The sequence below is a fragment of the Rhodococcus sp. IEGM 27 genome, assembly GCF_033142305.1.
GTDB lineage: Bacteria > Actinomycetota > Actinomycetes > Mycobacteriales > Mycobacteriaceae > Rhodococcus_F > Rhodococcus_F oxybenzonivorans.
This window is the reverse complement of record NZ_JAWLSG010000010.1, coordinates 123,693-138,876: the sequence shown is the minus strand read 5'-3', so window position 1 is coordinate 138,876 and position 15,184 is coordinate 123,693. Positions and strand designations below refer to the sequence as shown.

General features: G+C 66.3%; 9 protein-coding genes. 7 read left to right on the top strand and 2 right to left on the bottom strand.

Going from position 1 to position 15,184, the window contains the following annotated elements; translation table 11 throughout:
- Window positions 1-23 precede the first annotated feature (23 nt).
- Window positions 24-710 carry a hypothetical protein gene (locus R4P95_RS27405; RefSeq protein WP_317747004.1) on the top strand — a complete coding sequence of 229 codons (687 nt, stop codon included), beginning with the start codon at window positions 24-26 and terminating at the stop codon, window positions 708-710.
- A 16-nt stretch (window positions 711-726) separates the two neighbouring features.
- Here the strand turns inward: R4P95_RS27405 and R4P95_RS27400 are convergent, their stop codons facing one another.
- Entirely contained in the window at window positions 727-2,109 is a 1,383-nt protein-coding gene (locus R4P95_RS27400; RefSeq protein ID WP_317747006.1) for a glutamate decarboxylase, read from the bottom strand.
- 130 nt (window positions 2,110-2,239) lie between these two features.
- Between R4P95_RS27400 and R4P95_RS27395 the strand changes: the two genes are divergently transcribed.
- From R4P95_RS27395 to R4P95_RS27380, 4 genes are all read left to right on the top strand, one after another.
- Window positions 2,240-3,337 carry an ABC transporter ATP-binding protein gene (locus tag R4P95_RS27395; RefSeq protein ID WP_317747007.1) on the top strand — a complete coding sequence of 366 codons (1,098 nt, stop codon included), beginning with the start codon at window positions 2,240-2,242 and terminating at the stop codon, window positions 3,335-3,337.
- Window positions 3,334-4,113: an ABC transporter permease gene (locus R4P95_RS27390; RefSeq protein ID WP_213577077.1), complete on the top strand. Its 780-nt coding sequence runs from the start codon at window positions 3,334-3,336 to the stop codon at window positions 4,111-4,113. Before R4P95_RS27395 ends, R4P95_RS27390 begins: the two co-directional genes overlap by 4 nt.
- A gap of 92 nt (window positions 4,114-4,205) precedes the next feature.
- Window positions 4,206-8,060 carry an ABC transporter ATP-binding protein gene (locus tag R4P95_RS27385; protein ID WP_317747063.1) on the top strand — a complete coding sequence of 1,285 codons (3,855 nt, stop codon included), beginning with the start codon at window positions 4,206-4,208 and terminating at the stop codon, window positions 8,058-8,060.
- A 111-nt stretch (window positions 8,061-8,171) separates the two neighbouring features.
- Window positions 8,172-11,951 (top strand): multifunctional oxoglutarate decarboxylase/oxoglutarate dehydrogenase thiamine pyrophosphate-binding subunit/dihydrolipoyllysine-residue succinyltransferase subunit, encoded by a 3,780-nt coding sequence (locus R4P95_RS27380; protein WP_213577075.1) that lies wholly within the window; start codon window positions 8,172-8,174, stop codon window positions 11,949-11,951.
- A gap of 85 nt (window positions 11,952-12,036) precedes the next feature.
- Here R4P95_RS27380 and R4P95_RS27375 read toward each other — a convergent pair whose 3' ends face one another.
- Window positions 12,037-12,681 (bottom strand): TetR/AcrR family transcriptional regulator, encoded by a 645-nt coding sequence (locus R4P95_RS27375; RefSeq protein ID WP_213577074.1) that lies wholly within the window; start codon window positions 12,679-12,681, stop codon window positions 12,037-12,039.
- A 69-nt stretch (window positions 12,682-12,750) separates the two neighbouring features.
- On the opposite strand from R4P95_RS27375, the gene R4P95_RS27370 reads away from it, so the two are divergent.
- Window positions 12,751-14,352 carry an NAD(P)/FAD-dependent oxidoreductase gene (locus R4P95_RS27370; RefSeq protein WP_317747008.1) on the top strand — a complete coding sequence of 534 codons (1,602 nt, stop codon included), beginning with the start codon at window positions 12,751-12,753 and terminating at the stop codon, window positions 14,350-14,352.
- A complete protein-coding gene (locus R4P95_RS27365) occupies window positions 14,349-15,179 on the top strand; it encodes an SDR family NAD(P)-dependent oxidoreductase (protein WP_213577072.1) in 831 nt (276 codons plus the stop codon). Before R4P95_RS27370 ends, R4P95_RS27365 begins: the two co-directional genes overlap by 4 nt.
- Window positions 15,180-15,184: the final 5 nt, after the last annotated feature.

Here is a 15,184-nt window from a genome sequence, read left to right as displayed (position 1 = left end):
TACACGGCGAGACGGGAGCCCCGATGGCTGACAATGGTGGACGGATCGAGAAGGCTCTGGTCTCGGTTCTGGACAACGGGAGCAGACTGCAGGCACCCGCTGTGGCCAAGTACGTCGAGTGGGTCCGGCGCTCACATCCCGACGAATCGCCCGCCCAGATCATCGAGCGCATGGAAAAGATGTTCTTGCTGGCAGTGACGGGTAGCGGCAGCGCAGTGGGCGCCGCGGCCGCGGTCCCCGGTGTCGGGACGGTGGCATCGATTGCGGCCGTCGGCGCCGAGTCCGCGTTCTTCCTCGAATCAGCGGCGTTGCTGACGCTCGCCGTGGCGTCGGTGCACGGCATCTCCGCCACCGACCATCAACAGCGCCGGGCGCTCGTCCTGGCCGTCGCACTCGGTGAATCGGGCATGGAGATCGTCCAGAAGGCGACGGGCGTGACCGCGAAGAACTGGGGGACAGCAATCACCAGCCGCATCCCGGGCCCCACGATGAGAGGCATGAACAGCCGCCTGCTGCGCAAGTTCGTCACCAAGTACGCGGCCCGGCGCAGCGCGCTGATTCTCGGCAAGCTCGTGCCTGCCGGGATCGGCGCAGCGATCGGCGGCGCCGGAAACCGGGCCATCGGCAAGGGCGTCGTGAGAAATGCGCGCCAAGCTTTCGGTCCCGCACCTGCCCGCTGGCCGGATCAGCTGCGAGTCGTCGAGGCCTGACCGGTTGTCGAGCGGATCAGTGCGCGAAGTGCTGCGCCGCCGAACGTCCGCCGCCCTTCTCGCGTAGTTCGGCGCAGACTTCCTCGATCGCCTCGGAGACCAGCGATCCCAGGTCTGCGCTGAACCCCTCGCGGACGACGATGCGCAGCACCGCCACCTCTTCTGCGTCGGCAGGCATCGTGTAGGCAGGTACTTGCCAACCCCGCGCCCGGAGTTCGTGCGACACGTCGAAGACCGTGAATGCGGGGTCCCCGACGAGTTCGAAGGCGATCACCGGGATGTCACTGCCGTCGCTGATCAACGTGAAGTGCTCGATTTCGGCGATGCGCTTACCCACACGAACAGCGGTGTCGCGCAACGTCTCCATGATCGCCCGGTACCCGGCTCGGCCGAGGCGCAGGAAGTTGTAGTACTGCCCCACCACCTGATTGCCGGGACGCGAGAAGTTCAGCGTGAACGTCGGCATATCGCCGCCGAGGTAGTTGACCCGGAACACCAGCCCCTCGGGCAGATACTCACCGGCGCGCCACACGACAAACCCGATACCCGGATACGTCAGCCCGTACTTGTGGCCGCTGACATTGATCGAGACGACTCGTGGGACCCGGAAGTCCCACAACAGTTCCGGTTGCAGGAACGGGATCACGAAACCCCCGCTGGCCGCGTCGACATGAATCGGGACGTCGGGACCCCCCGACGCCGCCAGCTGCTCGAGTGTGTCGGCGATCTCGGCCACCGGTTCGAGCTCACCGGTGTAGGTAGTGCCGATGATCGCCACCACCCCGATGGTGTTCTCGTCGACCGCACCCCGTACCTGCTCCGGCGTGATGATGTACCGGCCCTTCTCCATCGGCAGGTAGACCGGCTCGACGTCGAAATACCGGCAGAACTTCTCCCACACCACCTGAACATTGCTGCCCAGAACGAGATTCGGCCGGGTGGCGTCCTTGCCTGCCTCGTGACGCTGCGCGCGCCATCGCCACTTCAGTGCGAGACCAGCGAGCATCACCGCCTCGCTCGACCCGATCGTGGAGACACCCGTAGCGCTGGCCGGGTCGGTGGTGGAGAGATCCGGCGCGTGAAAGAGATCAGCGACCATCGACACGCACCGGGACTCGATCGCGGCCGTCGCCGGATACTCGTCCTTGTCGATCATGTTCTTGTCGAACGTCTCCGCCATCAGCTTGTCGGCCTCGGGATCCATCCACGTGGTCACGAACGTAGCGAGGTTCAGCCGCGAGCTACCGTCGAGCATCAACTCGTCGTGAATGAAGCGGTAGGCCGCCTGCGGATCGGTTTCCTCGTCCGGCAACCGCAGCGCCGGGAACGGTTCCACCGACATTCGCCCCGTGTACGCCGGCGCCAGAACATCTCGGTGATGGTGGTGGTGCTTGCTCATGTATGCCCCCAATCGACTTCATACAGAATGCGCTGCGCCGAAGAGCCCTGTACGCCAGTTGGTGAATATCGGGACGGCAGCCCAGTAGGGTCGAGTCGATTCCACACGATCGTGTTCAGGGGAGGACGGCTTGACCACTGCAATGCCGGCAAGTGTCGCGGCGCCGATCGAGGTGCGCGGGCTGTCGAAGAGCTTCAAGAACGTCACCGCCGTCTCCGACCTCAGTTTCTCCGTTCCGCACGGTTCGATCACCGGTTTCCTCGGCCCCAACGGCTCGGGTAAGACGACGACGCTGCGGATGATCCTCGGACTCGTCCGGCCCAGCGCCGGAACCTCCGCAGTCGAGGGCGTCCCGATTCGGGCCCTGCGAGATCCTGCCCGCACGGTCGGCGCCGTGCTCGACTCCCAGAGCCTGCACCCTGCGCGCACCGCGCTCGATCACTTGAAGGTGTACGCCTCGGCCATCGGGGTGCCGGACGCGCGGGCCCGCCAGGTACTCGCGCTGGTCGGGCTCGAAGACGTGGCGGGGCGGAAGTCCGGCGGATTCTCGCTGGGCATGCGGCAGCGCCTCTCGCTCGCCACCGCCCTGCTGGGCGATCCGCGCATCCTTGTCCTCGACGAACCGGCCAACGGACTCGATCCCGAGGGGATCGCGTGGCTGCGGGAGTTCCTGAAAGGCTTCGCCGCCTCCGGGCGGACCGTCCTCGTCTCGAGCCACATCCTCCGGGAAGTCGAGCAGACGGTCGACACACTGGTCATCGTCAGTCGGGGCGCTCTTGTCTATCAGGGAAGGATGGAGGACCTGCGGAAGTCGCAGCAGAGCCGCCTACTGGTCGCCTCCTCGAGTCCCGCTGCGCTGGCGACCGCTCTGGCCGCGCAAGGCATCGTCGATGCCCGGTCCCTGGCCGACGGCCGTCTCGCTGTGACGGGTGCGGCACTCGACGTCGTGCAGTCCGTGGCCACCCGAGCCGGAGTGACGATCTTCGGCGCCGTGGCCGAGCACATCGACCTCGAGCAACTCTTCCTGTCGATGACGACCGGCCAGTACGTTGCCGGTGCGAGCGCGGGCGCGCCCTCCGGGTACGGCCCGCCTCCCGCCTACCCCCAGCAGCCCCACTACCCCGGCCAACCGGGTGCCGGCCCGCCTCCGGGGTACGGCCCGCCGGCCGGGTATCCGTCCGCGTATGCCCCGCACCCTCAGGGTCCGATGTCCGGAGGTCCGCGATGACCGCACTGCTCACCGCGGAATTCCGCAAGGTCACCACGCTGCGGTTCTGGTGGATGCTCGGGCTGACCCCGCTGGTCGTCGGGATGTTCTCGAGCGCCATCTCCCTGCCGGTACTACGCGCCTTCACCGACGCGTTCGACGCCGATCCGGCAGACGCCAACCTCGCTGCCACGGTGTTCGGGCTGGCCGTCGCCCTGTCGCTCGTCGTGCTCTTCGCCGCCCTCTTCGGAGCAGTGAATGCCGGTACCGAGTTCCGCTACAAGACACTGACCACCACTTTCCTCACCGCACGTGGCCGAGACGGGGTGATCGGCGCGAAACTGGCCGTCACTGCCGCGTTCGGATTCTTCTACTGCCTCGTCGTCGAGATGGTCAGCGTCGCCCTGCTGCTGACGTTCGGCGGGGAGAACTTCGCACTGCGAGGTTCCCTCTTCGCGATGTTGGCCGCTGCCTTGGTTGCTGCCGCATGCTGGGCGCTGATCGGTGGCGGGATGTCGATGCTGACCGGCTCCTCCGTAGGCAGTTGTATCTCACTTGTCGTGTGGTACACCCTCGGCGAGATGATCCTGCGATCGATCCTCAGCGGCATCGGCATCGGCGCGGTGGGCGACGTCCTCCCCGTGTCTGCCACCCTGGGATCCGTCGCCAACGCGGCCGCGGGCAACGACATCGACTGGTTGCCGTTGTGGCCCGCCGCACCGATCGCGGTGGTGGTGTGGACGGCACTCTTCACCCTCGCCGGATGGGCCCTGACCCGCAGTCGCGACATCACCTGAGGAACGCCCCGACTGGGGTGTCGGAGCGCAGCGCTAACGTGGACACAGTGGCTAACGTGGACACAGCGGCAGGTGAGAGTACATCCGGCTCAGTGATCGAGCGGGAGCCCACGCGCGGACGCGACACGGCACGGCCCGGCTGGATACGCCGGCTCAGCGCCGAGTGCTGGGCACATCGCCGCGCGACCGTCGGGGCACTGACCGTGACGGTCGTCGCGGCGGGCATCGACATCTCGTTCCCGCTGCTCACCAAGTACGCGGTCGACGCCGCAGGTACGGATCGCGCCACCGAGGTCATCGGCATTGCAGCACTCCTGATCGCGCTCCTCGCCTGTGTGCGCTTCGCGTGTCAGTACGGCCGGCGGATGCTGGCGGGCAAGCTGTCGCTCGACGTCCAGCACGACCTCAGGCTGGGTCTGCTCGGTGCCCTGCAACGCCTCGACGGACGTGGTCAGGACCAGATTCGCACCGGCCAGGTGGTGTCGCGGTCCATCACCGATCTGCAACTGGTGCAGGGACTCCTCGCGATGGTCCCGTTGTCGGCGGGCGCGTTGCTTCAATTCGTCCTCGCCCTCGGCATCATGGTGTGGCTTTCCCCGTTGCTGACGGTGGTCGCGCTGGTGATCGTCCCGCTCGTCTGTCTCGTCGTCTACGCGATGCGCCCCACGCTGTTCGCCGCCACGTGGTCCGCCCAGCAGCGGGCAGCCGACCTCGCACAACACGTCGAGGAGACGGTCACCGGGGTGCGCGTCGTGAAGGGCTTCGGGCAGGAACGGCGGGCCGTCGATCAGCTCGAACACCACAGTCGGGCGCTGTATGCGGAACGTCTGCGGGCCGCACGCATCAACTCCCGCTTCACGCCCACCATGGCCGCACTCCCCCAGCTGGGGCTCGTCGGTGTCATCGCGGTCGGCGGCTACCTGGCCCTGCACGGCTCCATCACGATCGGCACCTTCCTCGCCTTCGCCACCTACGTCACGACGATGACGGCGGTGACCCGCACCCTGTCGTCCGTGGTGATCATGGCGCAACTGTCCCGGGCGGCCGTGGAACGGGTGTACGAGGTGATCGACACCGAACCGGAGGTCGCGGATCCGCCGCACCCCACCCCGCTGCCGGGCGGACCGCTCGGCGTCGATCTGCGGTCGGTCACCTTCGGGTTCGAGCCGGGCCGCGACATCCTTCGTGGGCTCGACCTGCAGATCGCCCCCGGTGAGACGGTCGCGGTGGTGGGAATGGCGGGTTCCGGGAAGACGGCGCTATCGCTGCTGCTTCCCCGGTTCTACGCGCCCTCCTCGGGCACCGTTGCGCTGACATCCGGCGAGGACGTGTTCGACGTCGCCCAGCTCAGCGCCGAGCACCTTCGTGAAGCCGTAAGCCTCGTCTTCGACGAACCGTTCCTCTTCTCCGACACCATCGCCGCCAACATCGCACTCGGCAGGCCCGATGCCAGCGCCGAGGAAATCCGTGAAGCGGCGACGATGGCGGCGGCCGACGAGTTCGTCTCCGCCCTACCCGACGGCTACGACACCGTGGTCGGGGAACGCGGTCTCACACTGTCGGGGGGACAACGCCAGCGGATCGCCCTGGCCCGCGCGCTGCTCACCGACCCGCGGATCCTGATTCTCGACGATGCGACGTCCGCCGTGGATGCGACCACCGAGGCGTCCATCTTCGAGTCGCTCCGGGCGGGCCGCGGCCGCACCGCGCTCGTCCTCGCGCACCGACGTTCCACCCTGTCCCTCGCCGATCGGGTGGCCGTCCTCGACGGCGGAACGATCATCGACAGCGGCACGGTGGCCGAACTCGACGAACGGTGCGCCCTGTTCCGTGCACTGTTCGCGTCCCCCGAGGAGGGAAACGGTTCGGAAGCAGGCCCGCGCGCGGCCGATCCGATGTCGACCCAGCGCATCCCTTCAGCAACGGAACTGTGGCCCGAGAGCCCCCGAGAGGTGCCGGACGCCACTCTCGCCGCCACCACGGCCGGGAGGACCCCGGCGCCCGCCACCGGACCCGGCGGCGGAGGTCGTGGCGGCGGCGGACCGATGGCCGGCGCCCTGGGAAACATCGCGGCCACCCCCGAACTGCAGGCTGCAGTCGACGCTCTGCCTCCCGCTCTCGAGAGTCCGGGCCTCGACACCCGCACCCTGCGGCTACCCGAACCCAACTTCCACCTGTCGCGCATCCTGCGACCGGTCCGCGGCCTACTGTTCGCCGTCGTCGCCTGCCTCGCGCTCGATTCCCTCGCCGGGATCGCCTTCCCCTCCATCGTGCGATTCGCCATCGACAGCGGGGTGCTCCCGCAGGACTCGGCGACACTGTGGACCGCCACCGCGGTCGGAATCGCCCTCGTCGCCGCCGACTGGCTGGTGGTCGCGGCGATGACGGTGCTCACCGCCCGCGCAGGTGAACGCGTCCTCTTCGGACTCCGGGTGCGCAGCTACGCGCACCTGCAGCGGCTCGGCCTCGACTACTACGAGCGGGAGCTCTCGGGCCGGATCATGACCCGCATGACCACCGACGTCGACGCGTTGTCGTCGTTCATCCAGACCGGGATGTCCACCGCGGTGGTCAGTGTGCTCACCGTCGTGGGGATCTCGGTCGCACTCGTCGTCACCGACCTCACTCTCGCCGTCGTCGCCCTCGCCGTCATCCCGCCCCTCGTGATCGCGACGCTGATCTTTCGCCGGATCTCGTCGGTGGCCTACACGGTGTCCCGGGAACGGATTTCCCTCGTCAACGCCGAGTTCCAGGAAAACATCGCGGGATTGCGCGCCGCGCAGGCCTACCGCCGCGAAGAGTTCGCCGCCCGCAGGTTCGCCGAACGCGCCGACAGTTACCGCCGCAGCCGCATGCGGTCCCAGCGCGCGATCTCGCTGTACTTCCCGTTCATCGCGTTCCTCTCGGATCTGGCGCTGGCCGCCGTCGTGTTCGTCGGTGCCCGGCAGGTCGCGGGCGGCGAGACGTCGTCGGGAACGCTCGTCGCCTTCGTGCTGTACCTCGGCCTGCTGTTCGGGCCCATCCAGCAGCTGTCGCAGGTGTTCGACGGTTATCAGCAGGCCAGTGTCGGCCTACTCCGAATCGGCGATCTGCTCCGCACGCCGAGCTCCATCGAGCGTGCCGCCGGCGACCATCGCACTCGGATCGACGGGCACCTGAGAGGCGAGGTGCGTCTGCGCGACGTCCGCTTCCGCTATTCCGGCGCGGAGAGTGACGCGCTGACCGACATCGACCTCCACATTCCGGCGGGCGCCACGGTGGCGCTGGTCGGCAAGACCGGGGCGGGCAAATCCACCATCGTGAAACTGCTCGCCCGCTTCTACGACCCGACGTCCGGCTCCGTACTCGTCGACGACGTCGATCTGCGTCGCTATTCGCTCGGTGAGTACCGCGGGCGACTGGGCGTGGTCCCGCAGGAGGCGCATCTGTTCACCGGCACGGTCGCGACCAACATCGCGTACGGCAGGCCCGACGCGAGCCGCGAGGAGATCGAGAATGCCGCCCGCGCGGTGGGAGCGCTCGGCACGATCGGCCGGCTACGGGGTGGGATGCGTCACCCCATCGGCGAGCGAGGACAGGGGTTGTCGGCCGGTCAGCGCCAGTTGATCGCGCTTGCTCGTGCCGAACTGGTCGACCCCGACCTCCTGCTCCTGGACGAGGCCACCGCGACCCTCGATCCGGCCACAGAGCAGCTGGTTCTCGAGGCCGGCAGCCGCGTGACCCGGCGCCGGACGTCGGTCGTGGTAGCCCACCGACTGGCCACCGCAGCGCGCGCCGACGTGATCCTCGTCATCGACGGAGGCAGGATCGTGGAGACCGGATCGCACGCCACCCTGCGCTCGGCAGGTGGCCACTATGCGGGACTGTGGGATGCGGCCGAGAGCGGTGCAGGGAATAATCGCGGGGCGAGAACCGTCATCGATGGTGACCCCATCCGATGGCCGTGAGACAGCTCACACGTGCAGGCCTGGCGATTCGCACGTCACACGCGAGGGCTACTCTCATGTATATAGGCGCTCTGATCGGGTACCGAAATAGAAACGAGGCGAACACCTGCCGTGAGCAGCAGCTCTACATCCCAGTTCGGACAGAACCAGTGGTTGGTCGACGAAATGTACCAGCGTTTCCAGGACGATCCGTCGTCCGTGGACGCGAGTTGGCATGAATTTCTGACGGATTACTCCCCCGATGCCGCCGCCAAGGCCGGCGTAGCCAACGGACGCGGCACGAACGGCACCACCACCGCCGCATCTGCTGCCGCTCCCCCCGGCAAGACGTCGCCGCCCCCGGCCGCCAAGGCCGAGACCGCACCCACGTCGGCGACCAAGACGGGCGACGGCGCCCCGGCGAAGTCCGCTGCCAACGGTGCAGCTCCCAAGGCCGCGGCGCCCAAAACGGCCGCACCGAAGGCCGCGCCGGCCAAGACCGCACCGGCCAAGGAGTCGCCCGCGAAGGCGTCCGCTCCCGAGACCGCTGCCGAAGAAACGAAGGTTCTGCGCGGCGCCGCTGCTGCCGTCGCGAAGAACATGTCGGCCTCGCTGGCCATTCCGACCGCCACCAGTGTTCGCGCCATCCCTGCGAAGCTGATGTTCGACAACCGGATCGTCATCAACAACCACCTCGCCCGTACCCGCGGCGGCAAGATTTCCTTCACCCACCTGCTGGGTTACGCGATCGTGCAGGCGGTCAAGGCGTTCCCCAACATGAACCGGCACTTCGCGGAGATCGACGGCAAGCCGCACTCCGTCACGCCCGCGCACACCAACCTCGGCCTGGCAATCGATTTGCCGGGCAAGGACGGCAGCCGGTCCCTCGTCGTCGCCGCCATCAAGAACACCGAAACGCACAACTTCACGCAGTTCTACAGCGCCTACGAGGACATCGTCCGGCGCGCGCGTGACGGCAAGCTCACCGGTGAGGACTTCTCGGGCGTCACCATCTCCCTCACCAATCCCGGTGGCATCGGCACCGTGCACTCCGTGCCGCGTCTGATGCAGGGACAGGGCGCCATCATCGGTGCCGGTGCCATGGAGTACCCCGCCGAATTCCAGGGCGCGAGCGACGAGCGCATTGCCGACATGGGCGTCGGCAAGCTGATGACGCTCACCTCGACGTACGACCACCGCATCATCCAGGGTGCCGAGTCCGGCGACTTCCTCCGGACCATTCACAACCTTCTGATCAGCGACGAGTTCTACGACGAGATCTTCCACGCGCTGCACATCCCGTACGAGCCGGTCCGCTGGCGTCAGGATGTGCCCGAAGGCGCGGTCGACAAGAACACGCGCGTCCTCGAGTTGATCGCCGCGTACCGCAACCGCGGTCACCTGATGGCCGACACCGATCCGCTGCAGTTCGTCAAGGACAAGTTCCGCAGCCACCCGGACCTCGACGTCATCACGCACGACCTGACCCTGTGGGATCTCGACCGTGAGTTCAAGGTCGGTGGCTTCCACGGCCAGGAGAAGATGAAGCTCCGCGACGTGCTCAGCGTGCTGCGCGACGCGTACTGCCGCCACGTCGGCGTCGAATACACGCACATCCTCGAACCGGAACAGCAGCAGTGGCTGCAGGACCGCGTCGAGGCGCATCACGTCAAGCCGACGGTCGCTCAGCAGAAGTACATCCTGAGCAAGCTGAATGCCGCCGAGGCATTCGAGACCTTCCTGCAGACCAAGTACGTCGGCCAGAAGCGCTTCTCCCTCGAGGGCGCCGAGTCCGTCATCCCGATGATGGACGCCGTCATCGACCAGGCCGCCGAGCACCAGCTCGACGAGGTCGTCATCGGCATGCCTCACCGTGGTCGTCTGAACGTGCTGGCGAACATCGTGGGTAAGCCGTACTCCAAGATCTTCACGGAGTTCGAGGGCAACATGAACCCGGCTGCCGCGCACGGCTCCGGTGACGTGAAGTACCACCTCGGTGCCGAGGGCACGTACATCCAGATGTTCGGCGACAACGACATCACGGTGTCGCTCACCGCCAACCCGTCCCACCTCGAGGCCGTCGACCCGGTCCTGGAGGGACTGGTCCGCGCCAAGCAGGACATCCTCGACAAGGGTGAGGACGGCTTCACCGTCCTGCCGTTGATGCTGCACGGTGACGCCGCATTCGCGGGTCAGGGCGTGGTGGCGGAGACGCTCAACCTCGCGCTGCTGCGCGGGTACCGCACCGGCGGCACCGTCCACATCGTGGTCAACAACCAGGTCGGCTTCACCACCGCCCCGGAGCACTCACGTTCCTCCGAGTACTGCACCGATGTCGCGAAGATGATCGGCGCGCCGATCTTCCACGTCAACGGTGACGACCCCGAGGCCTGCGTGTGGGTTGCCCAGCTCGCTGTCGACTTCCGGGAGAAGTTCCAGAAGGACGTCGTCATCGACATGATCTGCTACCGCCGTCGCGGTCACAACGAGGGCGACGACCCGTCGATGACCCAGCCGGCGATGTACGACGTGATCGACACCAAGCGCAGCGTTCGTAAGAGCTACACCGAATCGCTGATCGGCCGTGGTGACATCTCGCTGAAGGAAGCCGAAGACGCTCTCCGCGACTACCAGGGACAGCTGGAACGGGTGTTCAACGAGGTTCGCGAGCTGGAGAAGTACAAGCCCGAGCCGAGTGAGTCGGTCGAGCTCGACCAGCCGCTGCCCACCAAGCTGACCACCGCGGTCGATCGTTCGGTCCTCGAGCGGATCGGTGACGCGTTCGTCAACGTGCCCGAGGGTTTCTCGGTGCACCCGCGTGTCAAGCCGGTCATCGAGAAGCGCCGCGAAATGTCTCGCGAAGGCAAGATCGACTGGGCGTTCGCGGAACTGCTCGCCTTCGGCTCGCTGGTCGACCAGGGCAAGATGGTTCGCCTCTCGGGTCAGGACTCCCGCCGCGGTACGTTCACGCAGCGTCACTCGGTGCTCATCGACCGCAAGACGGGCGAGGAGTACACGCCGCTGCAGAACCTCGGCAGCGAGAACCCGGGCAAGTTCCTGGTCTACGACTCCGCACTGAGCGAGTTCGCCGCCGTCGGTTTCGAGTACGGCTACTCCGTGGGCAACCCGGACGCCCTCGTGCTCTGGGAAGCCCAGTTCGGTGACTTCGTCAACGGTGCGCAGTCCATCATCGACGAGTTCATCTCCTCCGGTGAGGCCAAGTGGGGTCAGCTGTCCGACGTCGTGCTGCTCCTTCCGCACGGTCACGAGGGTCAGGGTCCGGACCACACGTCCGGCCGTATCGAGCGCTTCCTCCAGCTGTGCGCCGAGGGATCGATGACGGTGGCCGTGCCGTCCACGCCGGCCAGCTACTTCCACCTGCTGCGTCGCCACTCGCTCGACGGAATCCGCCGCCCGCTGGTGGTATTCACGCCGAAGTCGATGCTGCGCAACAAGGCCGCCGTGTCCGATATCGAGGACTTCACCACCGGCAAGTTCCGGTCCGTCTTCGAAGAGCCGGTTTACGAGACCGGGGACGGCGACCGCAGCAAGGTAACCCGGGTGCTCCTCGTCAGCGGCAAGCTGTACTGGGAACTGCTCGCGAAGAAGCACAAGGACAACCGCGACGACATCGCGATCGTCCGTATCGAGCAGCTGTACCCGGTGCCGAGCCGTCGCCTGCGTGAGACGCTCGATCGCTACCCGAACGCCGCCGAATTCCGGTGGGTTCAGGAGGAGCCGGCCAACCAGGGTGCATGGCCGTTCTTCGGTCTTTCTCTGCCCGAGTTGCTCCCGGAGAAACTCGCCGGGATCAAGCGGATTTCGCGCCGTTCGATGTCGGCACCGTCCTCGGGTTCGAGCAAGGTCCACGCTGTCGAACAGCAGGAGATTATCGACGAAGCCTTCGGCTGACATCGACTGAACCACCACTGAGCCGGGCCGAGTTCGCTGCACGAAGCGAACTCGGCCCGGTTTTGTGGTATCCGGACCTGCCCGATTAGGGGCTTGCGCTGGTGGCCGCGACCAGTGCTGCGGCGATCTCGGGCGCCGCCGCGACCGCGAGGGCGGGCAGCGCTTGTACGTTGAGTTCTATCAATTGCTCGCGGGTGAGCTGCGGATCGCGCAACCAGCTGATCGTGACCTCCTCGACGTATGCGATCCAGCCACGGACGGTCAGTTCCACCGCGGGTGTCCGCTCGACGCCGAGGATCGGGAGCTGCTCGAGGGTGCGCTCGGACATCATTGCCCGGGTCTCCTCGAAGACAGCCCGCATGTCGGGGTCGCCACTGGCTGTGCCTCGAAGCAGCGAGACGTAGGTGCCACGGTTCTCCGACACGTAGTCGACGTATGCGGCCAATACGGACCGCAGAATCTGCAACGGATCCCGGGCGTCGTCCACGTAGGGGTCGGGCGCGGTCCGGGCCAGCATCTCGCTGCTGGAGTGGCGCACGATGGCGAGATGGAAGTCGTGCTTCGAGGCGAAGTAATGGAAGAGCAGTCCCCGCGAGACTCCGGCCTGGTCGGCGATCTCCTCGACCGAGATCTGCTCGAGCGGCCGTTGCGCCAGCATCTTCACACCGAGGTCGATCAATTGCGCCCGTCGTTGCTCCGGGCTGAGACGGGTCCGCTTCACGACGTCCATGACAGCATCTTACTGAACGGAGGTCAATAGCTATTGACTACCCCTCAATAGCGCCCTATTGTCTCTTGCATGAGTCTTCCCGTCACAGACACTTACGACACGACCGCGGGTGCCCGACACGTCGACACCTTGATCATCGGCAGCGGGTTCGCCGGGTTGGGCGCGGCCATCAAGCTCACCCAGGCAGGCAAGACCGACTTCCTCGTGCTCGAACGCGGCGCGGAGGTCGGCGGCACCTGGCGCGACAACACGTACCCGGGCGCAGCATGCGACGTGCCCTCGCACCTGTACTCCTACTCGTTCGCGCTGAACCCGGAGTGGACACGCTCGTTCTCGACCCAGCCCGAGATCCAGAAGTACATCCAGTCGGTGGCGGACAAGTACAAGGTGCGCGACCGCCATGTTTTCGGTTGTGACGTGACATCCGCGCACTGGAACGAGCAGACCACCCGGTGGGAAGTCACTACCACCAAGGGGAACTTCGTCGCGAAGATCGTCGTCTCGGCGGTCGGTGCACTGTGCGAGCCGGCGCTTCCCGACATCAAGGGCATCGAAGAGTTCGAGGGCGAGATCTTCCACTCCGCCCGCTGGAACCACGACGCCGACCTGACGGGAAAGCGGGTTGCCGTCATCGGCACCGGCGCCTCGGCCATCCAGATCGTCCCGGCGATCGGCAAGAAGGTGTCACACCTCGACGTCTACCAGCGCACGGCCCCGTGGATCCTGCCTCGCGCCGACCGCGAGTACACGAAGGCCGAGCACGCCGCGTTCAAGTACCTGCCCGGTTTCCAGAAGCTGTGCCGTAGCGGGATCTACTGGATGCGTGAGAGCCAGGTCGTCGGGCTCGCGAAGGCGCCGGTGTTCATGAAGCCGCTGCAGTTCGCGGCCGAGCGCCACCTGCGCCGCCAGATCAAGGACAAGGACCTGCGCAAGAAGGTCACCCCGAATTTCCAGATCGGCTGCAAGCGCATGCTGATCTCGAACAACTACTACCCGACGCTCGCGCAGGACAACGTCGACCTGGTGACCGAGGGCATCGCCGAGGTCAAGGGCAACGCAGTCGTCTCGAAGACCGGCACGGTCCGCGAGGTCGACGCCATCGTGGTCGCCACCGGTTTCCACGTCACCGACTCCCCCACCTTCCAGGGAATCTTCGGCAAGGACGGCCGCTCGCTCGCCGAGGTTTTCGACGAGGGCGGGCAGCAGGGTTACAAGGGCGCGGCGATCGCGAACTTCCCCAACATGTTCTTCCTCGTGGGTCCTAACACAGGACTGGGCCACACCTCGATGGTCTTCATGATCGAGTCGCAGCTCAATTACCTGGTCGACGCACTCGACACCCTCGACAAGTTCGGCATCGGCAAAATCGAGGTCCGGCAGGACGCGCAGGACCGCTACAACGCCGACCTCCAGGAGAAGCTGTCGCACAGCGTGTGGAACAACGGCGGGTGCGCCAGCTGGTACCTCGACAAGCACGGCAACAACACGACACTGTGGCCGGGGTTCACGTTCCAGTTCCGGAATCAGACACGGCGTTTCGACCTCGCGGCGTACGACAGTGTGGCCGCCGCCGACCTCCCCGCACCGGTGCAGGTGAACGGTCAGGCCTCGGACCCGTTCACCATCTCGGCACAGATCGACCTCGACGACGACAAGGTGGCAGCACAGTGAGCACATTCGCAGGCAAGGTGGTCGTGATCACCGGCGCCGGTTCGGGCATCGGCAGGGCTCTCGCCGTCAACCTGGCAGGGCAGGGCGCCAAACTGGCGATCTCCGACATGGACACCGTCGGTCTCGCCGAGACGGCCCGACAGGTTGCCGCCCTCGGCGCCGAGGTGAAGTCAGACCATCTGGATGTCACCGAGCGCGAAGCGGTACTCGCGTACGCCGACGCCGTGCATGCCCACTTCGGCAAGATCAACCAGGTCTACAACAACGCCGGTATCGCATATCACGGCGAGTTCGAGAAGTCCGAGTTCAAGGACATCGAGCGGATCATGGATGTGGACTTCTGGGGAGTCGTCAACGGCACCAAGGCATTTCTGCCGCACCTCATTGCCTCGGGCGACGGCCACCTGGTGAACATCTCGAGCCTCTTCGGTCTGTTGTCCATGCCGGGACAGACCGCCTACAACTCCGCGAAGTTCGCGGTCCGCGGCTTCACCGAGTCGCTGCGACAGGAAATGCTGATTGCGAAGCATCCCGTCAAGGTGACCTGTGTGCATCCGGGAGGCATCAAGACAGCCATTGCCCGCAATGCCACCGCAGGCCCCGGCGAAGACTTGGACACGTTCGCCCAGTTCTTCGACAAGAAGCTCGCCCGAACCTCACCGGAAGATGCTGCTGCCACCATCGTCAAGGGTGTGCGCAAGAGTAAGGCGCGGGTACTGATCGGCGCCGACGCGAAGTTCCTGGACGCCTGGGTGCGCGTGGTCGGCCCGAGCTATCAGCGAGTGGTCGCCGCCGTCGCCGCGCGCGTCCTCCCCAAGCCGAACTGAGGTCG

Coding starts and splice junctions, on each gene's coding strand:
- R4P95_RS27400 (WP_317747006.1), bottom strand. CDS start 2,109: ATGAGCAAGCACCACCACCATCACCGAGATGTTCTGGCGCCGGCGTAC.
- R4P95_RS27405 (WP_317747004.1), top strand. CDS start 24: ATGGCTGACAATGGTGGACGGATCGAGAAGGCTCTGGTCTCGGTTCTG.
- R4P95_RS27370 (WP_317747008.1), top strand. CDS start 12,751: ATGAGTCTTCCCGTCACAGACACTTACGACACGACCGCGGGTGCCCGA.
- R4P95_RS27390 (WP_213577077.1), top strand. CDS start 3,334: ATGACCGCACTGCTCACCGCGGAATTCCGCAAGGTCACCACGCTGCGG.
- R4P95_RS27375 (WP_213577074.1), bottom strand. CDS start 12,681: ATGGACGTCGTGAAGCGGACCCGTCTCAGCCCGGAGCAACGACGGGCG.